22 protein-coding genes are annotated in these 26069 nt (G+C 63.6%); 8 read left to right on the forward strand and 14 right to left on the reverse strand.

From position 1 onward, the window contains the following. Nucleotide 1 precedes the first annotated feature (1 nt). From AC3EMP_RS06875 to AC3EMP_RS06895, 5 genes are all read right to left on the reverse strand, one after another. Complete coding sequence (locus tag AC3EMP_RS06875; RefSeq protein WP_023694181.1) at nt 2–205, reverse strand: hypothetical protein; 204 nt, start codon at nt 203–205, stop codon at nt 2–4. A gap of 214 nt (nt 206–419) precedes the next feature. Next, nucleotides 420–1370, reverse strand: coding sequence for a carbohydrate ABC transporter permease (locus AC3EMP_RS06880; RefSeq protein WP_023711245.1), 951 nt, complete (start codon nt 1368–1370; stop codon nt 420–422). Next, the gene (locus AC3EMP_RS06885) at nt 1367–2314 is read right to left on the reverse strand and encodes a carbohydrate ABC transporter permease (RefSeq protein ID WP_031198535.1); all 948 of its coding nucleotides are present in this window, start codon (nt 2312–2314) and stop codon (nt 1367–1369) included. The genes AC3EMP_RS06880 and AC3EMP_RS06885 overlap by 4 nt, the downstream gene beginning before the upstream one ends. Nucleotides 2315–2542: 228 nt before the next feature. Then, the gene (locus AC3EMP_RS06890; protein ID WP_352710287.1) at nt 2543–3874 is read right to left on the reverse strand and encodes an ABC transporter substrate-binding protein; all 1332 of its coding nucleotides are present in this window, start codon (nt 3872–3874) and stop codon (nt 2543–2545) included. A gap of 254 nt (nt 3875–4128) precedes the next feature. Further along, nucleotides 4129–4827 carry a PIG-L deacetylase family protein gene (locus AC3EMP_RS06895; RefSeq protein WP_352710290.1) on the reverse strand — a complete coding sequence of 233 codons (699 nt, stop codon included), beginning with the start codon at nt 4825–4827 and terminating at the stop codon, nt 4129–4131. Nucleotides 4828–4853: 26 nt separating this feature from the next. Between AC3EMP_RS06895 and AC3EMP_RS06900 the strand changes: the two genes are divergently transcribed. The 5 genes from AC3EMP_RS06900 (at nt 4854) to nhaA (ending at nt 11792) form a co-directional block, all read left to right on the forward strand. Beyond that, the gene (locus AC3EMP_RS06900; protein ID WP_023725843.1) at nt 4854–5744 is read left to right on the forward strand and encodes a DMT family transporter; all 891 of its coding nucleotides are present in this window, start codon (nt 4854–4856) and stop codon (nt 5742–5744) included. 40 nt (nt 5745–5784) lie between these two features. Further along, nucleotides 5785–8247, forward strand: coding sequence for an ATP-dependent helicase HrpB (hrpB, locus tag AC3EMP_RS06905; RefSeq protein WP_352710291.1), 2463 nt, complete (start codon nt 5785–5787; stop codon nt 8245–8247). Between the two features lie 32 nt (nt 8248–8279). Next, a complete protein-coding gene (locus tag AC3EMP_RS06910; RefSeq protein WP_352710439.1) occupies nt 8280–9605 on the forward strand; it encodes an ActS/PrrB/RegB family redox-sensitive histidine kinase in 1326 nt (441 codons plus the stop codon). Nucleotides 9606–9691: 86 nt separating this feature from the next. Next, on the forward strand, nt 9692–10255 hold the full coding sequence (locus tag AC3EMP_RS06915; protein WP_023672848.1) for an ActR/PrrA/RegA family redox response regulator transcription factor: 564 nt from the start codon (nt 9692–9694) through the stop codon (nt 10253–10255). Between the two features lie 349 nt (nt 10256–10604). Beyond that, on the forward strand, nt 10605–11792 hold the full coding sequence (gene nhaA, locus AC3EMP_RS06920; RefSeq protein WP_031206328.1) for a Na+/H+ antiporter NhaA: 1188 nt from the start codon (nt 10605–10607) through the stop codon (nt 11790–11792). A gap of 53 nt (nt 11793–11845) precedes the next feature. On the opposite strand, the gene AC3EMP_RS06925 is transcribed toward nhaA, so the two are convergent. Together AC3EMP_RS06925 and AC3EMP_RS06930 are read right to left on the reverse strand one after the other, a co-directional pair. After that, the gene (locus tag AC3EMP_RS06925) at nt 11846–12346 is read right to left on the reverse strand and encodes an MmcB family DNA repair protein (protein ID WP_352710293.1); all 501 of its coding nucleotides are present in this window, start codon (nt 12344–12346) and stop codon (nt 11846–11848) included. A gap of 563 nt (nt 12347–12909) precedes the next feature. Then, nucleotides 12910–13080, reverse strand: coding sequence for a hypothetical protein (locus AC3EMP_RS06930; RefSeq protein WP_023685143.1), 171 nt, complete (start codon nt 13078–13080; stop codon nt 12910–12912). A gap of 165 nt (nt 13081–13245) precedes the next feature. Between AC3EMP_RS06930 and AC3EMP_RS06935 the strand changes: the two genes are divergently transcribed. Further along, nucleotides 13246–13566, forward strand: a complete 321-nt coding sequence (locus AC3EMP_RS06935) for a hypothetical protein (protein WP_352710295.1) — start codon at nt 13246–13248, stop codon at nt 13564–13566. Nucleotides 13567–13947: 381 nt separating this feature from the next. On the opposite strand, the gene cueR is transcribed toward AC3EMP_RS06935, so the two are convergent. After that, complete coding sequence (cueR, locus tag AC3EMP_RS06940; protein WP_023698939.1) at nt 13948–14364, reverse strand: Cu(I)-responsive transcriptional regulator; 417 nt, start codon at nt 14362–14364, stop codon at nt 13948–13950. 238 nt (nt 14365–14602) lie between these two features. Between cueR and AC3EMP_RS06945 the strand changes: the two genes are divergently transcribed. Beyond that, entirely contained in the window at nt 14603–15220 is a 618-nt protein-coding gene (locus AC3EMP_RS06945; RefSeq protein WP_031355767.1) for a L,D-transpeptidase, read from the forward strand. A 182-nt stretch (nt 15221–15402) separates the two neighbouring features. Here the strand turns inward: AC3EMP_RS06945 and AC3EMP_RS06950 are convergent, their stop codons facing one another. The 6 genes from AC3EMP_RS06950 to AC3EMP_RS06975 form a co-directional block, all read right to left on the reverse strand. After that, entirely contained in the window at nt 15403–15972 is a 570-nt protein-coding gene (locus AC3EMP_RS06950; RefSeq protein WP_023685140.1) for a NifU family protein, read from the reverse strand. A gap of 201 nt (nt 15973–16173) precedes the next feature. Then, the gene (locus AC3EMP_RS06955) at nt 16174–16665 is read right to left on the reverse strand and encodes a universal stress protein (protein ID WP_023672856.1); all 492 of its coding nucleotides are present in this window, start codon (nt 16663–16665) and stop codon (nt 16174–16176) included. 101 nt (nt 16666–16766) lie between these two features. Next, nucleotides 16767–17834 carry a tryptophan--tRNA ligase gene (trpS, locus tag AC3EMP_RS06960; RefSeq protein WP_023725837.1) on the reverse strand — a complete coding sequence of 356 codons (1068 nt, stop codon included), beginning with the start codon at nt 17832–17834 and terminating at the stop codon, nt 16767–16769. Nucleotides 17835–18006: 172 nt separating this feature from the next. After that, a complete protein-coding gene (gene murJ, locus AC3EMP_RS06965; RefSeq protein WP_352710298.1) occupies nt 18007–19614 on the reverse strand; it encodes a murein biosynthesis integral membrane protein MurJ in 1608 nt (535 codons plus the stop codon). 76 nt (nt 19615–19690) lie between these two features. Then, complete coding sequence (locus AC3EMP_RS06970; RefSeq protein ID WP_352710299.1) at nt 19691–22486, reverse strand: [protein-PII] uridylyltransferase; 2796 nt, start codon at nt 22484–22486, stop codon at nt 19691–19693. Nucleotides 22487–22519: 33 nt separating this feature from the next. Next, complete coding sequence (locus AC3EMP_RS06975) at nt 22520–23557, reverse strand: glycosyltransferase family 25 protein (protein ID WP_352710300.1); 1038 nt, start codon at nt 23555–23557, stop codon at nt 22520–22522. On the opposite strand from AC3EMP_RS06975, the gene AC3EMP_RS06980 reads away from it, so the two are divergent. After that, nucleotides 23540–26044: a heavy metal translocating P-type ATPase gene (locus tag AC3EMP_RS06980; protein ID WP_352710302.1), complete on the forward strand. Its 2505-nt coding sequence runs from the start codon at nt 23540–23542 to the stop codon at nt 26042–26044. The two genes, AC3EMP_RS06975 and AC3EMP_RS06980, sit on opposite strands and share 18 nt — an antisense overlap. Nucleotides 26045–26069: the final 25 nt, after the last annotated feature.

Consider the following 26069-nt stretch of genomic DNA (forward strand, 5'->3'; position numbering starts at 1 on the left):
ATTATTCCGGGAATTTCGAGACGATGATGAACATCACTGTGCCGGCGAGCATGGTGATGAAGGAGTAGGTGTAGAGCGCGAGCGCGAAAGGCTGGAACAGCATCAGGAAGCCGACGGCGATGAGCGCCGTCGCAATGTTTTCCATGAGGCCGCGCCGGGCCCAGCGAGGCCAGGATGACTTTTTGGAGATGGCTGGGCGCGTCATGCGTAGCTGCCTTCCTTCTGCCCGGCAACGGGGCGAGACGGTTGCCAGGTGGTTCCCCCACTCCGTCGCTGCTTCGCAGCGTCACCTCTCCCCCCTCCGGAGGGAGAGGAAGGCAGCCTGCCTGAATGAAGTGCGCGTCCTTCCTCTACCCCGTCGATGGGGGGAGAGGTGTCGAGCGAAGCTCGACGGAGTGGGGGTCGACCTGGCACACCACTCATTTGCGAACCGCGCCGAAAGTGATGCCGCGCAGCAACTGCTTGCGTAGCAGGATGGTGAAGACCAGGATCGGCACCAGGAAGATCGTCGTGCCCGCCGCCACCGCCGGCCAGTCCTGGCCGCCTTCGCCGATGATAGTCGGGATGAAGGGCGGTGCGGTTTGCGCCGTGCCGGAGGTGAGCAGTGCCGCGAAGGCATATTCGTTCCAGGCGAAGATCAGGCAGAAGATGGCGGTCGCGGCGATGCCGGTGGTGGCTTGCGGCAGCACGGTGCGCCAGAAGGCCTGCAGCCTGGTGTAGCCGTCGATCATCGCCGCTTCCTCATACTCGCGCGGGATCTCGTCGATGAAGCCTTTCAGCAGCCACACCGCCAGCGACACGTTTACCGCCGTGTAGAGCAGGATCATGCCCAGCGCGGTGTCGGACAGGCCGAGCTCGCGGTACATCAGGTAGATGGGAATCGCGACCGCGATCGGCGGCATGAAGCGCGTCGACAGGATGAAGAACAGAAGGTCATCGGCCAGCGGCACCTTGAAGCGCGAGAAACCATAGGCAGACAGCGTGCCGAGGAAGACCGCGCAGAAGGTCGAGCCGAAGGCGATTATCAGCGAATTGACGAAGCGCGGCAGGAAATTGGACGGGCCGGCAATCACCATGTTGCGCTTGCGCGAGGTCTCGTCGCAGAAACCGGTCGCGGGTCCGAGCGAGTTGATGTACTCGGGCGTTTGCCTGGTGCGCGTCGTGAACAGGTTGCAATAGCCCTCGATGCTCGGCTGGAACAGAATCTTGGGCGGATAGGCGATCGAATCCGGCGGCGTCTTGAAGCTGGTGGCGAAGATCCACAGCAGCGGCACGATCGAGATCAGCGCGTAGAGCACGATGATCGTGCCGGCGATCCGCTTCGAATTGGCCGAGGGGGCGACGACGGAGTGGGCGGTGGTCAGGCTCATCTCTGCTTCACCTTGTTCAGCGCCTTGACGTAGATGTTGGCCAGCCCAAACACCGCGACGAACAGGATGATGGCGAAGGCCGAGGAATATCCGGTGCGCCAGCTCTCGAACGCTTGCCGTTTCAGCGTGATGGAAGCGACCTCGGTGGTCGAGCCCGGCCCGCCACCGGTCAGCAGGTTGACCATGTCGAACATCTTGAAGTTCTCGATGCCGCGAAACAGCACCGCCAGCATGATAAAGGGCAGCGCCATGGGCAGCGTGATCGACCAGAACTGCCGCCAGTTGGATGCGCGGTCGACCTCGGCCGCCTCATAGATGTATTCGGGGATCGAGCGCAGGCCGGCGAGACAGATCAGCATGACATAGGGCGTCCACATCCAGGTGTCGACGATGATGATCGACCACGGCGCCAGCGACACGTTGGACAGCATCTGGATGTCGGTCGGTGGTATCCGGGTGACGAACGAGATGGCGTAGGCGAACAGGCCGATCTGCGGCTCGTAGAGGAAACGCCAGAAATTGCCGACCACCGCCGGCGACAGCATCATCGGCACCAGGATGATGGTCGTCCAGAAGGCGTGGCCGCGAAACTTCCTGTCGATCAGCCATGCCAGCGTGAAACCGATCAGCGTCTGCAGCAAGATCGTCCAGAACACGAAATGCGCCGTCGTCTGCATGGCGATCCAGATGTCCTGGTCGCCGAGGATGCGCTGGTAGTTGGCGAAGCCGAGGTTTTTCACCACCTCGTTCGGGCGGTTCGCGCGGAAGTTGGTGAAGGACAGGTAGATCGCCCAGAACAGCGGGAAGATGTTGATGGCCAAGAGCAACAGGATCGTCGGCGAGATGAACAGCCAGGCGAGGCCCTTGTCGCTGATGCCCCGGACCTTGCGGGCCAACGGCTCCGGGGTCGCCCGGGCAACGTTCTCCGCAGTCCGATTGAGCATGGTGAGTCCTGCTTCGGTCACGTCAAGTCTCGACACTGGAATTTATCTGAACTGCGTCCCGTGCCAAGGGCGGCACGGGACCAAGAGCATGAAGCCGAAAAGTGTGAAGCGGTTTTCGGACGACATCATGCTCTCTCTCTTTTTAGCCCGAGGCGGATGATTTCTGGTCGATTCGGCCTGAAAATCATCCGCCTCTGGGGTCAGGCTCGGGAGGAGCCGTTGGTCCGGTTACATCTTGCCGTCGTCCTGGAACACTTGCGTCCAGTCCTTGACCAGGCCGTCAAGCGCGTCCTTGGCCGAACCCTGGCCGGCAACGACATAGTCGTGGAAGCGCTTCTGCGACGCCTGCAGCAGCGGTGCGTAGCTCGGCTCGGCCCAGAAGTCCTTCACGATCGCCATCGAGTCGAGGAAGGTCTGCGCATAAGGCTGGCTGGACGGGAAGGCCGGGTCCTTGACCACCGCGTTCAGGCAGGAATAGCCGCCGAGCGACCACCATTTGGCCTGCACATCCTTGTCGGCGAACCACTTGATGTATTTCAGCGCCGATTCCTGCTTGTCTGAATAGGACACCACCGAAATGCCCTGGCCGCCAAGCTGCGCAAACTGGGCGCCACCGGGACCCTTCGGATTGACGAAGTAGCCGATCTTGTCGCCGCCGACATTCTCGTCCTTCTGCAGGCCGGGCCAGGTGAAGGCGAAGTTCATGTGCATGGCCACCTGACCGGATTTGAAGGCGTCGACGCCTTCGCCCATATAGCTGTTCGAGGCACCCGGAGGCGTGCAGCAATCGTAGAGCGACTTGTAGAACTCCAGGCCTTTGACCGCGTCTGGCGAATTGACGAAGCCTTCCATCTCGTAGGGCTTCTTGGGGTTTTCATACTGGAAGCCGTAGCTGTAGAGCACGTCCATGGCGCCCATGGTGATGCCTTCCGAGCCACGCTCGGTGTAGATCGAAGCGCCATAGACGGTCTTGCCGTCGATCTCGCGCTTCTGGAAGAACTCGGCGACCTGCTTCAGTTGGTCGAAGGTGGCCGGCGGGCCGAGATCCCAGCCATATTTTTCCTTGAATTCCTTTTGCAGCTCCGGCTTGGAGAACCAATCCTTGCGGTAGGTCCAGCCGACGACGTCGCCCATGGCCGGCAGCGCCCAGTAATTCGGCGTGTTCTTCGGCCATTCGGAATAGCCGACGACTGTTGCCGGCACAAAGTCGTCCATGCTGATCTTCTCCTTGTCGAAGAAGTCGTTCAGCTTGACGTAGTGGCCGTTCTCGGCCGAGCCGCCGATCCACTGGCTGTCGCCGATGATCAGGTCGCACAGTTTGCCGTGCGAGTTGAGCTCGTTGAGGAAGCGGTCGGCATAGTTGGTCCACGGCACGAATTCGAATTTCATGCCGATGCCGGTTTCCTTGGTAAAATCCTTGGACAGTTCGACCAGCGCGTTTGCCGGATCCCAGGCGGCCCAGCAAAGCGTCAGGTCTTCAGCGTGCGCAACGTTCGAGACGGCTGTCGACGCGGTAATCGCCGAGGTCAGTCCCAACGCCAGTTTCAAGCTCGATTTCATGCCTTCCTCCCATTTGCGAAACGCGCCCGGATGGCCGTTTCAAGAACCCCTCAACCCTCGCTCCTCCGAGGGGCTAAACACGGCGCGCTATGCGTCGCCAGGGCGGCGCGGTGCGTCGCAGATGTTTAGTAATTTGTTTAGTGATGCAATTTTTACTAAACAAGGCAAGCGAATTCGTCGCTGCGCCGCAACATGGCGAAACGGCGATTGAAATCGTTGGGAAATGATTGCCGGACGGCTCGCCCGGAAGTTGCTTAGCCGGGGTCGCCTATAATTTTCGTCTGCGGCGTCACCGGCCGAACAGGGGGCGCGGGCGGCAGCAGCGCGCGGATGTCGGCGAAGGGAAATGTCGGCTCGAATCGGAAGGCCTCGGCCAGGGAGCCGGGAACGCTGTTGCATTGCCCGGCGCGAAACTCATTCTGGACGCGCGCTCTGTCGACATATTGCTCCGGCCACTGCGACTGGTGCGCTCGGATCGCCTGCGTCTTGATATCGCCGTAGGCGGAAATGTCGACGTAATGCGTCGGCGCAAAGCCGGTGCCGCCCATCGTGTCGGCATGCAGCACGGGGACGCCGAACGAGGCCGCGATGCGCACGCCGTCCGACAAAGCACGATGGTCGGCGTGATAGTCGTTGGGGGCATGCGTGATCACCAGATCCGCCGCGGTCTCGCGTATCAGCGCTTTCAGCGAAGCGATCAGTGCCGCATCGGCCACCAGTTCGCCGTCGGGAAAGTCGAGAAAGCGAAGGGTTGCGCCGAGCAACGCCGCAGCGGCCGACGCCTCGTCGCGGCGGACACGAGCCAAATCGCTCGGGTCGCCCATGCCGCCCCTGGCGCCATCCGTGGCCACGGCAAAAGTCAGTTCTGCGCCTTGCGTGGCATAGGCAGCCAGCGTACCGAACATGAATATCTCGATGTCGTCGGGATGCGCGCCGAGCGCCAATACCTTCACTGCACTCTCCCCGGAAATGGAAAAGCGTGACGAACGGAATCCTGCTCGCCCTCATCGCCTATGCAAGCTATTCGTGCAGCGATGCCGTTATCAAGAGCCTTGGCGGACAGTTCACCGTCTTCGAGATCGGCTTCTTCATCACGCTGTTTGCCGGCTGCTTCCTGTTTTTCAGCCGCCCAGTCGATGAGCGCTGGCGCGACTTCTGGCGCACCGGGCGGCCATGGGCGGTGCAGGCCCGCGCCTGGGCCGGCATCGCCTCGGGCGTGCTCAGCGTCTACGCCTTCACCACCATTCCGCTGGCCGAGACCTATGCACTGATCTTCCTGGCGCCGCTTTGCGTTACCATTCTCTCGACCGTCATCCTGAAAGAAAAGGTCGGTCCATGGCGCTGGCTGGCGGTGGTTGCCGGCTTTGCAGGTGTCATGCTGGTGGTGCGGCCAGGTTTTCGCGAGTTGCATCTCGGACACCTTGCCGCCTTCACGGTGGCCTTCCTCGCCGCGGCCAGCGTCATCCTGATGCGGTCGCTCGCCCAGCAGGAAAAGCGCACCACCATGCTCGGCGTGCTCATCGGTTACGGGCTGCTGTTCAACGGGGCCGGCACCATCGCTACATCGTTCACCCTCCCCAACGCCATGCAACTGCTGTGGCTGGTGCTGGGCGGCGCCTTTACCGCCGGCGGCCAATTGCTGCAGCTGCTGGCCGCCAAATACGCGCCGGCCAACCGCATGGCGCCGACGCATTATTCGCAGATCGTCTGGGCGGTCATCCTCGGCGCGCTGTTCTTCCAGGAGTATCCGGACTGGATATCGCTGGTCGGCTTGGCCGTCGTTGGCGCGTCTGGCCTGCTCACCATGGTGCGCGAGGAGGTGCGGCTGGGCACGGTGCGCTGGAACCCGTTTTCACGCACAAGGCTTTGAGCCGTTGCACGGTTGTGGTGACCGCTGATATGCGGACGCAATGACGACGAGATCCTTGCCGGAGCTTCCGGTATCCGCCGTGCTGCCGGCCCTGAGCGAGGCGCTCGGCTCCGGCAACAGCGCCGTCCTGGTGGCGCCGCCCGGCGCCGGCAAGACGACGCTGGTGCCGCTGGCGCTGCTCGATGCGCCCTGGCTGGTCGCCGGCAAGATCGTCCTGCTCGAACCGCGCCGGCTCGCCGCCCGCGCCGCCGCCCGCCGCATGGCCCAATTGCTTGATGAAGAGCCCGGCGCCACTGTCGGCTATGCCATGCGCATGGAAAACCGCACATCGGCCCGGACAAAAATCCTGGTCGTCACCGAAGGCGTCCTGGCGCGCATGATCCTAGACGATCCCGAGCTGCCCGGCGTCTCGGCGGTGATTTTCGACGAATTCCACGAGCGCTCGCTCGACGGCGATTTCGGCCTGGCACTGGCGCTCGACGTGCAGGGCGCGCTGCCGCCGGATTTGCGGCTGCTGGTGATGTCGGCAACGCTCGATGGCGCGCGCGTCGCGAAACTCCTGTCCGGCGCCTCGGTGATCGAAAGCCAAGGCCGTGCGTTCCCCGTAGATGTCAGATACGACGAGCGGCCAGCCGGCGTTCCCATCGAAGACGCCATGGCCAAGGCGATCCGCTCCGCTCTTGCCGGCGAGAGCGGCAGCGTGCTCGCCTTCCTGCCGGGACAGCGCGAGATCGAGCGCACCGCCGAGCGGCTGCAGGGCCGGCTCGGCGCCGACACCGACATCGTGCCGCTCTACGGCCAGCTCGACAACAGGGCGCAGGATGCCGCCATCAAACCGGCGCCGCCCGGCCGCCGCAAGGTGGTGCTGGCGACGTCGATCGCCGAGACCTCGATCACCATCGACGGCGTGCGCGTCGTCATCGATTCCGGCCTGTCGCGGCTGCCGCGCTACGAACCGGCGAGCGGCCTGACCCGGCTGGAGACGGTGCGCGTTTCCAGGGCGTCCGCCGACCAGCGCGCCGGTCGCGCCGGACGCACGCAGCCAGGTGTCGCCATTCGGCTGTGGCGGGCCGAGCAGACGGCGGCACTTCCCGCCTTCACCCCGCCCGAGATTCTTGAGGCCGATCTGTCCGGGTTGCTGCTCGATTGCGCCGCCTTCGGCGTCGCCGATCCGGCGAGCCTGTCCTTCCTCGATCCGCCGCCCACTCCCGCGCTCAACGAGGCGCGGGCGCTGCTCCTGGCGCTGCACGCCATCGATGCGGCCGGCCGGCTGACGGAGGCGGGCGGCGCGATGCGCAAGCTGGCGCTGCCCGTGCGGCTCGCACACATGGTCGCTGAAGCCGCTGGCGGCGGCCACGCGCTCGAGGCTGCGATGCTAGCCGTCCTGCTCACCGAGCGTGGCCTCGGCGGCGATGGCGCCGATCTCGAACGGCGGCTCATCCGTTTTCGCACTGAGAAGTCGCCGCGCGCCGTTGGGGCAAGGCAGCTGGCCGAGCGGCTGGCGAAGCAGGCGGGCGGCGCCAAGAGCAGCGAAGCCGCTTCTGCCGGTCTTTTGCTCATCCACGCCTGGCCGGACCGCGTCGCCAGGGCGCGCGGCGAGCGTGGCCGTTTCGTGCTCGCCAACGGCTCCGGCGCCATGCTCGACGCCGCCGATCCGCTGGCCGGTGAGACCTGGCTGGTCGTCGCCGACCTGCTGGGCAAGGCGCAAAACGCCCGTATAACCGCCGCGGCCTCGGTCCACGAGACCGACATCCGTGCCGCTCTCGCCGACAGGATCGAGATTCGCCGCGAGACGAGTTTCGACCGCGAGCGGCGCGCGGTGCGCGTGCGCGAGACCGCCAGGCTCGGCGCCATCACTTTGTCGGAGCGCATGCTGCCCGCACCAACTGGAACAGACGCCGACCGCGCCATAACAGATGCCTTGCGCGAGCACGGCCTGTCGCTGCTGGAATGGGGCAAGGACGGCGAGACGCTGCGCCAACGGCTCGGCTGGCTGCATCGCGGCCTCGGCGCGCCTTGGCCCGATGTTTCGGAACCCGCCCTGCTCGAAGGCCTCGACGACTGGCTGCTGCCGTTCCTTTCGGGCAAGGCATCCTTCGCCGCGATCGATCCCGGCGTGCTGTCGTCAGGCCTGATGGCGCTGGTGCCGCACGAATTGCAGCGCAAGGTCGGCACACTGGCGCCGACCCATTTCGACGCGCCCTCCGGCAGCCATGTGCCGATCCGCTATGACGGCGAATGGCCGGTGCTGGCCATCCGCGTGCAGGAACTGTTCGGCCTTGACCGCCATCCGGCAATCGCCAACGGCACCGTGCCGCTGACGCTCGAGCTGTTGTCGCCGGCGCACCGGCCGATCCAGACGACGCGCGACCTGCCCGGCTTCTGGCGCGGCTCCTGGGCCGATGTGCGCACCGACATGCGCGGCCGCTATCCCCGCCATGTCTGGCCCGAAAATCCGCTGCTCGCTGCAGCCACCGCCCGCGCCAAACCGCGAGGGACCTAGCGCTCGTCCTTTCCCGGCTATAATCCTTGGCTATGATCAACATCCTGCACGCGCCAGACTTCCAGCAAAGCCAGCGGCTGCGCCTCAACACGCTGATCCGGCTGCGCTGGCTGGCCATCGTCGGCCAGAGCCTGACGGTGCTGGTCGTCGCCTATGGGCTCAAATTCCCGCTGCCGGTCAGCCTCTGCTTCGCGCTGGTCGCCTGTTCGGCCTGGCTCAACCTGGTGCTGACCTTCCGCTATCCGGCAGCGCACCGGCTGACCCCGTTCTCAGCCTTTTTCATCCTGACCTTCGACAGCCTGCAGCTTGCCGGCCTGCTCTATTTGACCGGCGGCCTCACCAACCCTTTCTCGGTGCTGATGACCGTGCCCGTCGTCATCTCGGCGGCGTCGCTGCCGCTGCGGCTGACTGCGGTGCTCGGCGCGCTGGTCATGGCGGCGGCCACGTTGCTGGTCTTCTTCCACCAGCCGCTGCCATGGTATGAGGGCGCGCCTCTGCCCATGCCATTCATCTATGTCGCCGGCATATGGATGGCGGTGTTTTCCTCGATCGCCTTCACTGCCATCTATGCCTTCCGCGTTGCCGAGGAAGCCCGCCTGCTCGCCAATGCGCTTGCCGCCACCGAACTGGTGTTGCAGCGCGAGCAGCATCTGTCGGCTCTGGATGGGCTTGCCGCCGCCGCCGCGCACGAACTCGGCACGCCGCTCGCCACCATCGCCCTTGTCTCCAAGGAGATGGAAAAGGCACTTGGCGACGACCCAAAATACGGTGAGGACGTCAAACTTCTGCGGTCGCAGAGCGAGCGCTGCCGCGAGATCCTGAAGCGGCTGACCAGCCTGTCCTCCGAGGGCGAGGCGCATCTGTCGCGTCTGCCGCTGACCTCGCTGGTCGAGGAGGTGACCGCGCCGCACCGCGATTTTGGCATCTCGATCAAGCTTCGGCCGGGCGAGCGCGTCGGCCCCGAACCGGTGGGACGACGCAACCCCGGCGTCATCTACGGCCTCGGCAATCTGGTCGAGAACGCCGTCGACTTCGCCCGCAAGACCGTCACCGTGCGCTGGAGCTGGGACGAGCTCGACGTCACCTTCTCGATCATCGACGACGGGCCGGGCTTTCCGCCCGAAATCATCGACCGCATCGGCGAGCCCTATATGTCGACGCGCCAGGGCAACGAAGCTGGCGGTGGCCTGGGTCTCGGGCTGTTCATCGCCAAGACCTTGCTCGAACGCTCCGGCGCCACGCTCGATTTCCGCAATTCGAGCGGACTGGGCGAAGGCGCGATCGTGCAGATATCGTGGCCGCGCACGGTCTTCCTCAACCCGGAATCGGTGGGGATCTCGATGTTCGACACCGCGTAAAAGCCTTGGCGGAGGCGGCAAAATTGGACAATGGCGTTCAGGAACTATATCTGCGTAAAATTAAGGCAGCAGGATTTTTTAAGATAATGACTGGCGAAGAAGCAATTGGCGCAATGGTCGAAGGCGAGGACACCTCGCTGCTCATCGTCGACGACGACAAGCCGTTCCTGACGCGGCTGGCCCGCGCCATGGAAACCAGGGGTTTCGTGGTCGAGACGGCCGAGAGCGTCGAGGAGGCAGTGGCCAAGGCGCGCGCCCACCCGCCAGCCTATGCGGTGGTCGACATGCGGCTTGGCGACGGCAACGGCCTCGACGTCGTCGCCGCCATCCGCGAGAAGCGCGACGATGCCCGCACCGTCATCCTCACCGGCTACGGCAACATCGCCACCGCGGTGACCGCGGTGAAGCTCGGCGCCATCGACTATCTGTCGAAGCCGGCTGACGCCGACGACGTGTTTGCAGCGCTCACCCGCACCGCCGGCGAGCGCGCCGCCCCCCCGGAAAATCCGATGTCGGCCGACCGCGTGCGCTGGGAACACATCCAGCGCGTCTACGAAATGTGCGACCGCAACGTGTCGGAAACCGCGCGCCGGCTCAACATGCATCGCCGCACGCTGCAGCGGATACTCGCCAAGCGCGCACCACGCTGAGGTTCACGCCGGCGGCGCCGGCCGCCAATTGCCGACCTCAGCGCTGCCCCTCACCTGCCTGCCGGCGTCCTCTCCCCGTATAGAGACGGGGGAGAGGGGCGCTCTCATCGCCGGCTTCGCCAATCGCCGGCGTTGCAGGAGACGACGGCGAGGCTGAAGCTGCTGTCCAGCCGATAGATGGGTAACACTTTGAACCGGATACATAGGTGACACTTCTCTCCCCCTATGCGTCCGCCGCAGCGCCAAGCGGATTGGTTGGGGCGGCGCCAAACAGTTGCGCTTGCCGTGCCATCGACCTTTGCCCATCATCGGCAATAACGCCGCCGGAAAACCCGGCAACGGAGCACAGATGCGCGACAAGCAGCCGAAATCCATCCTTCGCGAATTCCTCGACGGCGAGGCGGCGGGGGGCATCATCCTGATGATTGCGGCAGCCCTTGCGCTGATCGTCGCCAATTCACCATTGGCCGAAACCTATTTCGCCGCTCTCCACGCCTATCTCGGCCCGCTCAGCGTGTCGCACTGGATCAACGATGGGCTGATGGCGGTGTTCTTCCTGCTGGTCGGCCTCGAGATCAAGCGCGAGATGCTCGACGGCCAGCTCTCGACCTGGCCGCGCCGCGTGCTGCCAGGCGTCGCCGCCGCCGGCGGCATGCTGGTTCCCGCACTGGTCTATGTCGCCATCAACCGCAACAACGCCGCCGCGCTCTCCGGCTGGGCGATCCCGACCGCCACCGACATCGCCTTTGCGCTCGGCGTGCTGTCGCTGCTCGGCAGCCGCGTGCCGGCCTCGCTGAAAATCTTCCTTACCGCGCTCGCCATCATCGACGATCTCGGCGCCGTCATCATCATCGCCATCTTCTACACAAGCGCCCTGTCGTTGGCCTATCTCGGTGCGGCCTTCGCCGTCATCGCGGTGCTCATCGTGCTCAACCGCATGCGGGTGACGACGCTGACGCCCTATCTCGTTCTGGGCGCCGTGCTGTGGGTGCTGGTGCTGAAATCGGGCGTGCATGCCACGCTGGCCGGCGTCGCGCTGGCGCTCACCATTCCGCTGAAAATCTCTGACGGCAGCGGCCACGATCTCGACCATTCGCCGTTGCACCGGCTTGAACACGGCCTGCACAAGATCGTGCCCTTCTTCGTCATCCCGATCTTCGGCTTTGCCAATGCCGGCGTGTCGCTGGCCGGCCTCAGCGCCTCTGCCCTGGTCGAGCCGCTGACGCTCGGCGTTGCCGCTGGCCTGGTGCTGGGGAAGCTGGTCGGCGTCTTCGGCTCGTCCGCGCTTGCCATCCGGCTCGGCTTCGCCGACCTGCCGGTCAATGCCGGCTGGCTGCACATGATCGGCATTTCGCTGCTCTGCGGCATCGGCTTCACCATGAGCCTGTTCATCGGCCTGCTCGCCTTCGCCAACGACATGGCGCTGCAGGACGCCGTCAAGGTCGGCATCCTGGCGGGGTCCTTCGTTGCAGCGCTGCTGGGTGCCGCCGTGCTCCTGATGGCGCCGGCGGCAGGGGTGGAGGAGGTGGTGGAGTAGGTGTTCTTGGGTTCCTCGCCCCCGCAAAGCGGGGCGAGGAACTTGAGCTTCGTCTACTCGCTCTCTCCCGCCAGCGCCGGCACCGCCACACCCGCCAGTTCCGCCGCCAGCAGCCGCGCCGCACCCGCCCGTGCGATGCGCAGCATCAGCGCCTTGCGCGTTGCCGCCGCCATCCGGTGCTCGGGCGCATCGCGCAGAATCTCGGCGCCGTAGCCGTCGGAGAGGATGAAGCCGCATTCCTCGGGGAAGATCTCCGATGGCGCGCCCGGATGGGTGGCGAAGAAGAAGCGGTCGGAGTGCAGCCGGTAGTCAGGCCATTTGCGGTCGACGCGGAAATCCTCGATCGAGGATTTGACCTCGATGATCCAGATATCGCCCTGCCGGGTCAGCGCCACAAGGTCGGCGCGCCGCCCGGTGGCCAGCGACAGTTCGGGCAGCACATGCATGCCCATTTGCATCAACAGCCTCTGCACGCCGCGCCGCACCAGCATGGCGCGTTCGGACTGGCGGCCGTCGATGAGGGGATTGAGGGGAATCGGCGAAATGATCGGCATGGCACCCACCATGCCAGATTTTGTTCACGGTTTGAACCCATGTTGGGCAAGATCCGATTGACAAATTCCGCCAGATAGGAATATAATCCTGCTACGGTTGATGATCCGAGAGGCATGTCACGTCATGGGCCAGGCGCTACGGGAAGTACTGCGGACAATACTGCGTTGGATCGAATCTCTGATCGGTGTCATCTCCGCGTTTGTGAGAAGCGGGATGGCCGAAAAGGTCCTGAAGTCTCGGATGAGCGAGGTCCGGCCGCTTATGTCACTGCCCGAAGCGGCCTTGTCTTCGCCCGGCCTAAGCCCGCCATATCATCAAAAATCGAGGCAGTCAGGGCCTGTTATCGCCGCGGCAAGCGTGGGCCAGTTATGCAGAGGGCCCATGTCCCGCAACAGCCGTTGCACGCCACGCCGCACCAGCATAGCGCGTTCCGACTGGCGGCTATCAGGGCGGATGCATACGAAACCTTGTAAATGACCAAGCCGTATACGAAACGACGACTCGTAAGCGTTAGGCGGAATTTGGTTCCGAAATTGGTAACTTCCCTACGGCTGGGTAGCTCCTAGAGCCATTTGATGGCTCCCAGGATCAGCACGACAATAACTGCCATCACTAATTCCAGACCAGGCCTGACCTGCGCACGAAGTTGCGGTGAAAACCGGCATGCCAGCAGGACGCCAAGCCCGCCACCGAGCGGCGTTAGAACCTTGTCGATAAACTCAACGGCATTCATGTCTTGACCCCCAAACCCAAGCGCGAGACTAGCAGGGCCAAGGTCGTGAGCAAATGGGTTTGTCAACCATACAATCGCCTTTCGCAGGGCGACTATATACTTTACAACGCGCCCTGCGGATTGATCCCCGCTATGCTTGAGATAAGCTACCGGGAGGCAAAGCATATGAAGCGTAGAACCGCACTCACCGCGCTGCTCGTATCGTTGGGCACGATAGGCCTAATCTTGCTGGGGATTGGCCTGATTGCTAGCGCGGGAATCGTAGCTGAGAAGGGTACTTGGCCGCATATTGTCGGTGGCTTCACTGCGGTATTGATGATGCCGATAGCTTTTGTGGCGTTTCTGTCCTGTATGTTTTCAGTTCTGACCACCCTTCTTTTTGCGGCTCTGCCGCGAGAGAAGCTGATCCCCTATCTCAGAGCGTGGCCATTCAAGTTTTTGCTCTGGAAGGAAGTCAGAGAAGAGTTTGAACCTACCTCAAGCTAGGTCTGCTTCTTACTCGTTCGGTCCGAAGGTGGCGGTCGCTTTCGGATTTTGACCCCAGCATCCGCGCGCCTCATCAGACGATTATTCGGTTGACAAACCTGGGTGACGGCTTGGTCCGAGCGTCTTCCGCGATCGCACCATATTAGTCTGGGTGCAGTCTGGTATTGATCCGCAGCGGCCCTATGTCGTGCCGATCGACTTCCGTTCTTAGCTATAAATCGGCCGGACTAAAGTCTTACGTCGTGAGCGCAAAGGTCTGATGTAACCGCTTTGGTTCCGTTCTTGTCCATTGGACGTTCCGTAATTTTAGCCAAATGAGATATAGACCTTTGGAGGTTTTTCTTGCGCGTCCGGCGCCCAGTCTATCCCGGCGCCCGTGCTTCAAACCGTGGCCCGCCTGTCTGCGGCCTGCGCAGCCCCCGCAATGTCATCCAAAATCGGGCAATCCGGCCGGTCGTCACCATGGCAGGCCTGGATCAGCGTCTGCAAGGTCGTGCGCATCGACTGCAGCTCGCGCACCTTTTCCTCGATGGCGCTCACATGGGCGGCGGCAATCTCGCGCACATCGTGGCTGGCGCGGCTGCGGTCCCGGTAGAGCGCCATCAGCTGCCGGCAATCGTCGATTGAAAAGCCGAGGTTGCGAGCGCGGCGCAGGAAGGCTAGCCGATGGATGTCGTCGCTGGAATAATCGCGATAGCCATTGCCGGCGCGCTCCGGGGCGATCAGGCCGATCTCTTCATAGTAGCGGATGGTCTTGGCCGGCAGGCCGGACCGCGCCGCGGCATCGCCTACATTCATTGTTATTCCTCGATGTGGTTCCCTGATTCTAGGCTATCCGACAGGACCGACCATTGTTTTTCCTTCACAATCCCGTGAGTCCTGTTGCCGAAATGCCATAGTTGCCGGCTTACCGGCACGTAAGCTCCTGCATATAGGCATCGCGCGCTTGGCAAGCAAAGCAAATGCCAGCATGAATGATTTCAGGAAAAGCGGCCGTAACGTGTCGCGACATCTTGGTGGGGCATCGGACCATTTCATGCGCATGAAGTCATTTGCAATCGTCGCCGCACTTGCGTTGTCGGCCGCGATCTCGGGTTGCAGCACGGTCGGCTCGCAGCTGTTCACCAACAACTACGGTTCGGTGAACGATGCAGGCTACCAACTGCCGCGCATCCCGATCGAGAGGGTGCCACTGAAGTACCACCGGCAAGAGGTAAACTACGACACCTCGGAAAAGCCGGGCACCATCGTCGTCGATACTCAGAACAAGTTTCTCTACTTCGTCGAAGGCGACGGCCGGGCGATCCGCTACGGCATCGGCGTCGGCCGCGAAGGCTTTGAATGGCACGGCACCGCCCATATCGCGCTGAAGCGCGAATGGCCGACCTGGACGCCGCCGCGGCAGATGATCCAGCGCCAGCCGGAGCTAGCGAAGTTCGCGAGCGGCATGGAGCCGGGCTTGAAGAACCCGCTCGGCGCGCGCGCCATGTATCTGTTCAACAAGGGCGGCGACATGGGCTACCGCCTGCACGGCAGTCCGGAATGGAATTCGATCGGCAAAGCGATGTCGTCAGGCTGCATCCGGCTGATGAACCAGGACATCATCGACCTCTACGACCGCACTTCGGTCGGTGCCAAGGTCATCGTGATGTAGGACCTTGATCCGGAACCGAGGTCCACGAAAGCGAAAAGTGGAACCGGTTTTCGGGAAGATCAAGGTCAAGATAGGCGTTACCCTTCGTACGCGGACCGTCTAGGCAACAACGGACGTCCAAAACAGAAAACCGGGCAATCTGGCCCGGTTTTTTGTTGCTCGCTCGAATGCGTGAAGGGGTCTTAGGAGACCTGCTCGACCTGCTGTACTTCCGGCACGAAGTGGCGGAGCAGGTTCTGGATGCCGTGCTTCAGCGTCGCCGTCGAGGACGGGCAGCCGGCGCAGGCGCCCTTCATGTGCAGGAACACGGTGCCGTTCTCGAAGCCGCGGAAGGTGATGTCGCCGCCATCCTGGGCAACCGCCGGGCGCACCCTGGTGTCGAGCAATTCCTTGATGGTGATGACCAGTTGCTCATCGGCCTTGTCGTAGAATTCGCCGGTCTGGCTGGTCTCGGCAGCGGGGCCGGCGTTGACCATGACGGGCGCGCCCGACATGAAATGCTCCATGATGGCGCCGAGGATGGCCGGCTTCAGGTGCTGCCAGTCCGGGCCGTCCTTGGTCACGGTGATGAAGTCATAGCCGAAGAAGACGCCGGTCACGCCGGGGATCTCGAACAGGCGGCCGGCCAGCGGCGAGGCGCTGGCTGCACTGTCGGCGTCGCGGAAATCGGCGGTGCCTTCGACAAGCACTTCCTTGCCGGGCAGGAACTTCAGCGTTGCCGGGTTCGGCGTCGATTCGGTCTGGATGAACATGGCCGTCTCCGTGCCCCAGTCGGGCAGCTAGTTTGGAATAGTTCTAAATAGGCTCAATCTGCTGGACATTCAAGCGAAACGCATCGCTCAAAATGGCTGGCTGGCGGAATGTTTTTACTGGCTGGGGATGAATCCCCCGCGGGCTATAAATCCAGGATCGTGATGTTATCCGAACCGCTTCACACTTTCCGGCATCACTCTCTATGCGAGGCTATCGATCTCCTCGTCGGAAAGGTTCTGCGGCACCACTGTGACGGGAATAGGGAAGGCGGCGCCCTTGCCGGCAACAGCCCCGACCAGCGGCCCGGGTCCTTCCTTGCCGGCACCTGCCGCCAGCACCAGGATGGCGATGTCCTGGTCTTCCTCGATCAGCTTGTGGATCTCCTCGGTCGGCTTGCCTTCGCGCACCACCATCTCGGGCTCGATGCCGAGCTTCTGGCGCACCTTGTTGGCGTAGCCGTCGAGTGCCGCGCGCGCCGTGGCGTTGGCTTCCTCGCGCATGATCTTCTCGACGCCCAGCCAGTGCTGAAAGTCGTCCGGTGTGATGATGTAGAGCAGCACCAGCGTGCCGCTGGTGCTCTGCGCCCGCTTGGAGGCGTACGCGACGGCGCGCTCGCACTCCGGCGTGTCGTCGATGATCGTCAGGAATTTCCTGCGATGGCCGGCTTCGCGACTGAGGCGTTTGGAGACCATGTCTATCTACTCGATGTTTTCGGCCGCAATCTGCCACCGCGACAGACCGGCGGCAAGCCGCCGGCCTTGGGCCAGAATGGTGCGGTGCACTGACGGTAGGATCAGCCCTGCAACAGGCCTATAATGTCGCGTACCGTCTTCATCGTGGTCTCAGCCAGCGCGCCGGCGCGTTCGCCGCCGTCTCTCAGCACCGCGTCGACATGGGCGCGGTCGCCTTCGATGCGGCGCATCTCGCCGGCGATCGGCGCCAGTTTTTCCACGGCAAGGTCGGCAAGCGCCGGCTTGAACACGGAAAACTGCTGGCCGCCGAACTCCTTCAGCACGTCCGCCTTCGACATCTCGGCCAGCCCGGCATAGATGCCGACCAGGTTTTCCGCTTCCGGGCGGCTTTCCAGGCCGTCGACTTCGCTTGGCAACGCTTCCGGGTCGGTCTTGGCCTTGCGGATCTTCTTCGAGATGGTGTCGGCATCGTCGGTCAAATTGATACGCGACAGGTCGGACGGGTCCGACTTCGACATTTTCTTCGAACCGTCGCGCAGGCTCATGATGCGCGCCGCCGGCCCGCCGATCACCGGTTCGGTTATCGGGAAGAACCCGTTTACCGTCTCCTCGCCGACCTGCATCTCGACGCCGACGCCAAGGCTGGCGATGCGGCTCGAAAAGTCATTGTTGAACTTTTGCGCGATGTCGCGGGTCAGCTCCAGATGTTGCTTTTGATCCTCGCCCACCGGCACATGGGTGGCGCGGTAGAGCAGGATGTCGGCCGCCATCAGTGAGGGATAGGCTAGCAGGCCCAGCGAGGCATTTTCGCGGTCCTTGCCGGCCTTGTCCTTGAACTGCGTCATCTTGTTCATCCAGCCGATGCGCGCCACGCAGTTGAAGATCCAGGCAAGCTCGGCATGCTGCATCACCCGCGACTGGTTGAAGACGATGTGCTTCTTCGGGTCGATGCCGGAGGCAAGGAAGGCCGCGGTGATCGAGCGGGTCTGGTCGGCGAGGTCGTCATGGACGAGCTGTGCCGTCAGCGAATGCAGGTCGACGACGCAATAGATGCAGTCTGACGTGTCCTGCAGGGCGACGAATTTCTTGATGGCGCCGAGATAGTTGCCGAGATGCAGATTGCCGGTCGGCTGTACCCCGGAAAAGACGAGCTGTTTGAAGGCGGTCATGATGTCCTCATGGCTTGTGGAGGGCCGTATAAGCGTGATTCCGAAAAGTTGCAGACTTTTCGGAGCCAATCACGCGGCTGGAAACCACGCGCGGCGAAAGTCTTGCGACGGCGCGCTTATGGACGAAGGGGCGGAGAGGATCAAGACCGGTGTTGCTGTTAGCTCGCCCGGACTATTCGTCCAGATCGGCGTTTGGCGCTGGCGCCGCTGCCTTGCCCGAGCCGCGTTTCACATTGCGCCGGATCATGCCGAAATCGGCGCCGCCGGTGGCAAAGGCCGTGATGAAGTAGAGCAGAGCGCCGCCGGCTACCAGCGCCAGCAGCGTCGTTGCCTTGATCACCAGTGGCGAGCCGGGGCCGAGCCTGACGGCCAGCCAGTGCTCGGCGAAATAGAGCGCCACCGCCATCACCGCAGCCGACAGCACCAGGCGCGGAATGCGCTTCAGCAATGGCACGTCGCGGCCCCAATGGCCACGTCGGATCAGCACCGCAAGCAGCATCACCGCGTTGACCCAGCCGGCGACGGCCGAGGCCACCGCAATGCCGGGCGCGCCCATTTTCGGGAACAGCGTCAGCGCGGTGATCACGTTCACGCCGACCGAGATGGCGGCGAACATCATCGGCGTGCGCGTGTCCTCGCGGGCGAAATAGCCGGGAGTGAAGGCCTTGATCAGCACGAAGGCCGGCAGGCCGAGGCCGAAAATCGCCAGGATCGCGGCCACGGTCGGCGTCGAGCCGTTGGCGGCGAAGGCGCCGCGCTCATAGACCAGCCGCACGATCGGCTCCGCCATTACCCAAAGGGCCGCCGCCGCCGGCAAGGTCATGAACAGGGTGAACTCGACCGAGCGGTTCTGCAGATTGGCTGCCTCGACCAGATTGCCCGATTTCAGCGCCCGCGACAGCTCCGGCAACAGCACGATGGCCACCGCGACGCCGACGACGCCGAGCGGCAGCTGGTAGATGCGGTCGGCGTAAGCAAGCGACGACACGGCGCTGTCCTGCGCCGACGCGATCGCCGTGCCGATCAGCTGGTTGATCTGGGTGATGCCGCCGGTGATCGCCGCCGGCAGCGCCAGGATCAGCAGGCGCTTGACGTTGGGCGTCATCTTCGGCCGGCGAAAACCGATGGCGATGCCGGCATTGCGCACAGCCACCCAGACAATGGCGAGCTGTACCAGCCCCGCCGCCAGCACGCCCCAGGACAGGCTGAAACCAACCTCACGGGCATCCATGCCGTGGTACCAGGCGTAGCCGAGCACGCTAATCAGGATGATGTTGAGGAATGCGGGCGCCACGGCAGCCGCGAAATAGCGGCGCAGCGAATTCAGCATGCCGGCCATCATGGCTGCGAGCGACATGCAGATGAGATACGGGAACATGATCGTCGCCAGCAGGACGGTCGTCTCGAATTTGCCCGGCGTGTCGGCAAAGCCCGGCGCCACGAGATAGCGCACGATCAGCGGCATCGCCAATTCCATGACGATGGTCAGCGCCAGAAGTGCGGTGAACAGGACGCCGAACACTTCCTCCGAAAAGCGCTTGGCGCCCTCGGTGCCGTGAATCTCGATCTCCTTGGCAAACAGCGGCACGAAAGCGGCGTTGAAGGCGCCTTCGGCAAACAGCCGGCGAAACGTGTTGGGAAACTGGAAGGCGGCGTTGAAGGCGTCCGCCACCGGCCCGGTGCCGAGTGCGGCCGCCATCAGCATTTCGCGGCCAAAGCCAAGGGCGCGGCTCATCAGCGTGCCGGACGCAACCGTGGCGAATTTCTTGACGAGGCTCATGCGCGGGGAGATTGCCTGGATGATTGGGACAAAGGGGACGATTGGGACAAAGGGGGTGATTGGGACAAAGTGATGGTCACTCGGCCGCCGCCTTGGCCTTGCCGCCGCGCTCCGGGACAACGCCTTCAAGTGCCGCGATCAGCCTTGTGTGGATGGCGGCGGTGCGCGCCGGATTGTCGATCTTCTGCCCCGTCAGGTCGGTGACATAGAAAGTGTCGATCACCTTCTCGCCGAAGGTGGTGATGTGGGCCGAGGCGATGTCGAGCGAGAGATCGGACAACGCACTGGTGATTTCCGACAACAGCCCAGGCCGGTCCAGTCCCTCGACCTCGATCACCGAAAACCGGTTCGACAGCGTGTTGCGGATTTCGGCGCGCGGCGGAATCTTGAACACGTTGGCGCCGCGCCGCGGCCGGGTGCGCTTCTCGATCATCTCCGGCAACCAGCTCTTGCCCGACAGCACGTCCTCGATCAGCCGGCCGACGCGCTCGGCGCGACGGCGCTCATCCTCGTCGCGGTCGAATTCCCGTGAGATCAGGATGATGTCCAGCGCGCGGCCGTCGGACGTGGTGAATATCTGCGCGTCGACGATGTTGCCGCCGGCGCCGGCACAGGCGCCGGCAATAACCGAAAGCAGGCGCGGATGATCCTGCGCCAGCACGGTGATCTCGGTCACCGCCTCGAATTGGTGCGTCCTGACCACGGTGGCGAGCTTCTTGCCTGCCGCGTCGGCTTCGCGGATGAATTCGGCATGACGCAGCTGATCGGGGAGGTCGACCGTCAGCAGATAGTTCTCGTAATGCAGGCCGACATAGCGCTTGCGGGCCTTGTCCGGCCAATCGGCCAGCGCCTCGGCCAGCCGCTCGCGCGCCGCCGCCGTCCGCTTGGCGCGCGACACTTCCGAGAAGCCGCCGGTCAAAAGCAGTTCGGTCTCGTAGTAGAGCGTGCGCAGGAGCTGGCCCTTCCAGCCGTTCCACACGCCCGGCCCGACACCCCTGATGTCGCAGACGGTCAGGATCAACAGCATTTTCAGCCGTTCGACCGATTGCACGATCGAGGCGAAATCCTCGATCGTCTTGCGGTCGTTGAGGTCGCGCGTCTGCGCCGTCATCGACATCACCAGATGGTTCTCGACCAGCCAGGCGACGGTCTCGGTGTCGGCGGCCGACAGCCCCATATGCGGGCAGATGCGGCGTGCGATCCGGGCGCCGGCCTCTGAGTGATCCTCCGGCCGGCCCTTGGCGATGTCGTGCAGCAGCACCGCGACATAGAGCGCCTCGCGGCTCTTCTCTAGCCCCGGCATCAGCGTGTGCGAGAGCGGATGCACCTTTTCGCCGTCGCCGCGCTCGATCTCGGCCAAGACGCCGATGCAGCGGATCAGGTGCTCGTCCACCGTATAGTGGTGGTACATCGAGAACTGCATCATGGCGACTATTCTGCCGAAATCGGGGATCAGCCTGCCGAGCAGGCCGGCCTCGTTCATGCGCCGCAAATTAAGCTCGGCATTGCGGTCCGAGGTCAGGATGTCGAGGAACAGCCGGTTGGCCTCCTCGTCGCGCCGCAGCGACTTGTTGACCAGACCGAGCGAGCGGGTGAGCAGCTTCAGCGCATCGGGGTGGAACTCCAGCCCGTGCTTGTCGGCGAACCAGAACAGCCTGAGCAGATTGACCGGGTCGCGCTCGAACACGCTATCGTCGGCGACGTTGATGCGGTGATTGTCGACAATGAAATCCGACGTGCCGGCCAGCTTGCGCTTGCGGCGCTGGAACGTGAGGAAGATGCGGTTGAAGCCGGGCACATGCTTGGCCTGCTCTTCCTCGAGCGCGGCGCAGAAGATGCGGGTGAGGTCGCCGACATCCTTGGCGACGAGGAAGTAATGCTTCATGAAGCGCTCGACAGCCGACAGACCGGGATGGGTGGTGTAGCCCAGCCGTTCGGCGATCTCGCGCTGGATATCGAAATGCAGCCGTTCCTCTGGCTTGCCGGTGAGGAAATGCATGTGGCAGCGCACCGCCCACAGGAAGTCTTCGGCCTTCTGGAATTCGCGGTACTCGGCCTCGGTGAAGACACCTTTCTCGACCAATTCCTCGCCGGTGCGCACGCGATAGAAGTATTTGGCGATCCAGAACAGCGTCTGCAAATCGCGCAGGCCGCCCTTGCCGTCCTTGACGTTGGGCTCGACCAGATAGCGGCTTTCGCCGGCCTTGGCATGGCGATCGTCGCGTTCGGCGAGCTTGGCCTGCACATATTCCGGTCCGGTGGTGCGCACCACTTCATGGTCGAAGCGGGTGAGCAATTCGTCGAAGAGCTTCTGTTCGCCCCACAGGAACCGCGCTTCCAGGATCGTGGTGCGGATGGTGATATCGCTGCGCGACAGCCTGAGACACTCGTCGATGTTGCGGGTGGCGTGGCCAACCTTCAACCCGAGGTCCCACAGCATATAGAGCATATATTCGACGATCTGTTCGCCCCACGGCGTCTGCTTGTAGGGCAGCAGGAACAACAGGTCGATGTCGGAGCCCGGCGCCAGCGTGCCGCGGCCATAGCCGCCGACGGCAACGACCGCCATGCGCTCTGCGGTCGAGGGGCTTTTCACCCGGTAGACGTGGGTCGCGGCGAACTCGTAGAGGGCGCGGATGATCTCGTCCATCAGATGCGACAGCCGGGCGGCGCAGGCCGTGCCGCTGCCATCGTCCATCAGCATGCGCTCGGCAACCTTGCGGCCCTCGGTCAGCCGATCCTTCAGCAGCCGGAGCGCACCGACGCGCGCGCCGGGCTCGATGCCGCTGGCCGCCGAGATCAGCGCCGTCATGTCGCGGCGCAAAGCCTCGCTGTCGATCAGCGCGTCGAGCTTGAGGGAGATTTTTGCCATGGATTGCCGGTGGGCCTCGCCTTTGCGCGGCGTCTATAGCGCGTTTTCACGGCGCTGTGTATGGGGCGGACGGACGCGTCGGCCGCGATACCAGAAAGGGATGATCATCTCGCGCCGGAGCCGGAAGAGATCGGCGATCTGCCGCGTCAACCGCCTGGTCTCGATCCTTACCTTGGCGGTGATTGGCCTGGGGCGCCGTTTACCTATCCCGCTTGCCACCCATTCCTCTGTTCGCTCCTGCTTGAGCAGGCTTGGCAATCTCACCGGACTGTCGCCGAGGAATTGTGCCTGCAGGCACAATGCTGGGACGAGTTGGTAAATGACCTTGTCGGACGAGGTCGCAAAACGCGGATTGAAGATGAGGTGATCGACGGGAATGCTGATCTCATTCGTTGCCGCAAGAAGGTCCCGCGCGGCCTGTCTGGACAGGATGTATCCCGCCGTACCGATATGGAGCCCGTGCAGTCTGCTCGCAGAAAAACCGTGGCCGCAGGCGACTTGCCTGCGTGAAATGACGGTCCGGTTGAAGAACGTTTCAAGCTTGACGATGTCCGCATCGGCGGGAATCCAGCCCGCATCGGCAAGCAAAGCACCGGCTTTGTCCGGGAAAACGACATCGTCCTCGAAAATCGCCGCGTAAGCATCCTCACCTGTCGCGATCATCGACCAACACTGTTGGTGGCTGAGCAGGCATGCAATCTCGGCGTCGGCCAGACGCAAATGCTTCTTGCCCTGCGGCATTTCGGCCAGATCCGGCCGATCTCGCGCATCGATGGCGGCGACCCGCTCGAAGGCGGTGCCGATGCGCGCGAACTCCGCCGTTACATGGGCGAGGCGATCGCGGGACCGATCGAGATTTATAATCAGGCATTTCATTTGGGTGGGATCGATGCAGTGGGACGCGCGTCCATAGCATGGGAACAAAGTCGCGTAAGCGATTTTCCCTTTGATGTGCGCGATGACGGCCATGATCGAAAAGTCGAAATCGCCCCTTGACCTTCCAGTTACTGGAAGCACTACCTCCTCACCCAGACAGATATAAGGCATTTTTCGATGGCGCATTCCGAGCATCACCACCACGCGGCCGATGGCAGCTGTTGTGCGGCAAAGGCTGCTGAGCCGGCCGCCGAAGCCGTGGTGCGCGATCCGGTGTGCGGCATGAGCGTCGATCCGGCCGCGGGCAAGCCGACGGCCGAGCATGGCGGCCGTCTCTTTCACTTCTGCAGCGAGGGTTGCCGTACGAAATTCGTCGCCGGGCCCGAAAAATACCTGACCGCCACCGACCCCGTCTGTGGCATGAGTGTCGACCGCGCTACCGCCAGGCATTTTTTCCGCCACGAAGGCCAGGGTTTCTATTTCTGCTCGGCCGGCTGCCGGGCGAAGTTCGAGGCCGAGCCGCAAAACTATCTCGGCGATAGGCCGACGCCGTCGCCAGTGCCGAAAGGCACTCAATACACCTGCCCGATGCACCCCGAAGTGATAAGAGACAAGCCCGGCTCCTGCCCGATCTGCGGCATGGCGCTTGAGCCGATGGGCGTTCCCACTGGCGATGAGGGCCCGAACCCCGAACTGGTAGACTTCACCAGACGGTTCTGGGTCAGCGCGGTGCTGTCCCTGCCGCTGCTGATCGTTGCCATGGCGCCGATGCTCGGCCTGACGTTCCAGGCGTTTGTCGACGGGCGAACGATGGTCTGGCTGGAATTGGCGCTGGCCAGCCCGGTGGTGCTGTGGGCGGCCTTCCCCTTCTTCCACCGCGGCTGGGAGTCGCTGGTCAACCGCAGCCCCAACATGTGGACGCTGATTTCGCTGGGTGTGGGTGCGGCCTACCTCTACAGCGTCGTCGCCGCACTGTTTCCGGACATCTTTCCGCATCAGTTCCGTGGCCATGGCGGTACCGTCCCGGTCTATTTCGAGGCAGCTTCCGTCATCGTCGCGCTGGTATTCCTCGGTCAGGTGCTCGAATTGCGGGCGCGCGAAAAGACCGGCTCGGCCATCCGTGCGCTGCTCGACCTGGCGCCGAAGACGGCACGGCTGATCGGGGAGGACGGCTCCGACACCGACGTGCCGCTCGATGCGGTCAAGACCGGCGACCACCTGCGCCTCCGTCCAGGCGACGCCGTGCCGGTCGACGGCATCGTAACGGAAGGCCGTTCCTCCATCGACGAATCGATGATCTCGGGCGAGCCGCTGCCGGTCGAAAAAACGAAAGGCGATGCCTTGACCGGCGGCACGCTCAACAAGAACGGTTCGCTGATCATGCGCGCCGAAAAGGTCGGCTCCGAAACGACGCTTTCGCGCATCGTCGAGCTGGTCGCAAAGGCGCAGCGTTCGCGCGCGCCGATTCAAGGTCTGGCCGATCGCGTCTCCTTCTACTTCGTGCCGGCCGTCGTGCTGGTCGCGCTCGCGGCCTTTGCCGCCTGGGCGATCCTCGGTCCCGAACCCAGCTTGATCTTTGCCATCGTCTCGGCGGTCTCGGTGCTGATCATCGCCTGCCCCTGCGCGCTCGGCCTGGCGACGCCGATGTCGATCATGACCGCCACCGGGCGCGGGGCGCACGCGGGCGTGCTGATCAAGGACGCGGCCGCGCTTGAGCGCTTCGCTTCGGTCGACACGTTGATCGTCGACAAGACCGGCACCTTGACCGAAGGCAAGCCTCGCTTGACCGATGTCGTCGCTGCCGAAGGCCTGTCTGAGAATGTATTGCTGGCGCTCGCCGCCGGCCTGGAAAAAGGCTCGGAGCATCCGCTGGCCGAGGCCATTGTCGGCGGCGCCGGCGAACGCGGCCTGACGCTCGTTGAGGCCGGCGGCTTCGACGCCGTCACCGGCAAGGGCGTATCCGGCACGGTGTCTGGCAGGAAGGTTTCGCTCGGCAACGCCGCCATGATGGCCGATGTCGGCATCGACACCGCTTCCCTTTCGGCGAAAGCTGAGGCGCTGCAGGCCGAGGGCAAGACGGCGATGTTCGTTGCGGTGGACAAAAGACTGGCCGGCATTGTCGCGGTCGCCGATCCGGTCAAGGCAACGACAGCCGAGGCGATCAGGGCGCTGCACGACAGAGGCTTGCGGATCATCATGGCGACCGGCGACAACGAGCGCACGGCGCGCGCCATCGCCAAAAGCCTTGGTATCGACGAGGTGCGCGCCGGCCTGCTGCCGGAACAAAAGGCAGCCCTTGTCGAGGAGTTGCGTGCGAAAGCCGGAATCGCCATGGCCGGCGACGGCGTCAACGATGCGCCGGCCCTGGCCAGCGCCGATGTCGGCATCGCCATGGGCACCGGCGCCGATGTCGCTGTCGAGAGCGCCGGCATTACGCTGGTCAAGGGCGATCTCAACGGCATCGTCAGGGCGCGAACGCTCGCGCAGGGGACGATCCGCAACATCCGCCAGAATCTGTTTTTCGCCTTCCTCTACAATGTGCTTGGCGTGCCGGTTGCTGCCGGCGTGCTATATCCGCTCACCGGCACGCTTTTGTCGCCGATGCTGGCGGCGGCGGCCATGAGCCTGTCTTCGGTTTCGGTGATCGCCAACGCATTGCGGCTGCGGACGTTGAAACTCTGAGCAAAGCCCCCAGATACGAATTTCA

The organism is Mesorhizobium sp. P160219, from assembly GCF_057786095.1.

Bases quoted from the DNA above. Each gene is read 5' to 3' on its own strand.
- AC3EMP_RS06875 (WP_023694181.1), bottom strand. From the start codon at position 205: ATGACGCGCCCAGCCATCTCCAAAAAGTCATCCTGGCCTCGCTGGGCC.
- AC3EMP_RS06880 (WP_023711245.1), bottom strand. From the start codon at position 1,370: ATGAGCCTGACCACCGCCCACTCCGTCGTCGCCCCCTCGGCCAATTCG.
- AC3EMP_RS06885 (WP_031198535.1), bottom strand. From the start codon at position 2,314: ATGCTCAATCGGACTGCGGAGAACGTTGCCCGGGCGACCCCGGAGCCG.
- AC3EMP_RS06890 (WP_352710287.1), bottom strand. From the start codon at position 3,874: ATGAAATCGAGCTTGAAACTGGCGTTGGGACTGACCTCGGCGATTACC.
- hrpB (WP_352710291.1), top strand. From the start codon at position 5,785: ATGACGACGAGATCCTTGCCGGAGCTTCCGGTATCCGCCGTGCTGCCG.
- AC3EMP_RS06910 (WP_352710439.1), top strand. From the start codon at position 8,280: ATGATCAACATCCTGCACGCGCCAGACTTCCAGCAAAGCCAGCGGCTG.
- AC3EMP_RS06915 (WP_023672848.1), top strand. From the start codon at position 9,692: ATGACTGGCGAAGAAGCAATTGGCGCAATGGTCGAAGGCGAGGACACC.
- nhaA (WP_031206328.1), top strand. From the start codon at position 10,605: ATGCGCGACAAGCAGCCGAAATCCATCCTTCGCGAATTCCTCGACGGC.
- AC3EMP_RS06925 (WP_352710293.1), bottom strand. From the start codon at position 12,346: ATGCCGATCATTTCGCCGATTCCCCTCAATCCCCTCATCGACGGCCGC.
- AC3EMP_RS06930 (WP_023685143.1), bottom strand. From the start codon at position 13,080: ATGAATGCCGTTGAGTTTATCGACAAGGTTCTAACGCCGCTCGGTGGC.
- AC3EMP_RS06935 (WP_352710295.1), top strand. From the start codon at position 13,246: ATGAAGCGTAGAACCGCACTCACCGCGCTGCTCGTATCGTTGGGCACG.
- cueR (WP_023698939.1), bottom strand. From the start codon at position 14,364: ATGAATGTAGGCGATGCCGCGGCGCGGTCCGGCCTGCCGGCCAAGACC.
- AC3EMP_RS06945 (WP_031355767.1), top strand. From the start codon at position 14,603: ATGCGCATGAAGTCATTTGCAATCGTCGCCGCACTTGCGTTGTCGGCC.
- AC3EMP_RS06950 (WP_023685140.1), bottom strand. From the start codon at position 15,972: ATGTTCATCCAGACCGAATCGACGCCGAACCCGGCAACGCTGAAGTTC.
- AC3EMP_RS06955 (WP_023672856.1), bottom strand. From the start codon at position 16,665: ATGGTCTCCAAACGCCTCAGTCGCGAAGCCGGCCATCGCAGGAAATTC.
- trpS (WP_023725837.1), bottom strand. From the start codon at position 17,834: ATGACCGCCTTCAAACAGCTCGTCTTTTCCGGGGTACAGCCGACCGGC.
- murJ (WP_352710298.1), bottom strand. From the start codon at position 19,614: ATGAGCCTCGTCAAGAAATTCGCCACGGTTGCGTCCGGCACGCTGATG.
- AC3EMP_RS06970 (WP_352710299.1), bottom strand. From the start codon at position 22,486: ATGGCAAAAATCTCCCTCAAGCTCGACGCGCTGATCGACAGCGAGGCT.
- AC3EMP_RS06980 (WP_352710302.1), top strand. From the start codon at position 23,540: ATGGCGCATTCCGAGCATCACCACCACGCGGCCGATGGCAGCTGTTGT.
- AC3EMP_RS06975 (WP_352710300.1), bottom strand. From the start codon at position 23,557: ATGCTCGGAATGCGCCATCGAAAAATGCCTTATATCTGTCTGGGTGAG.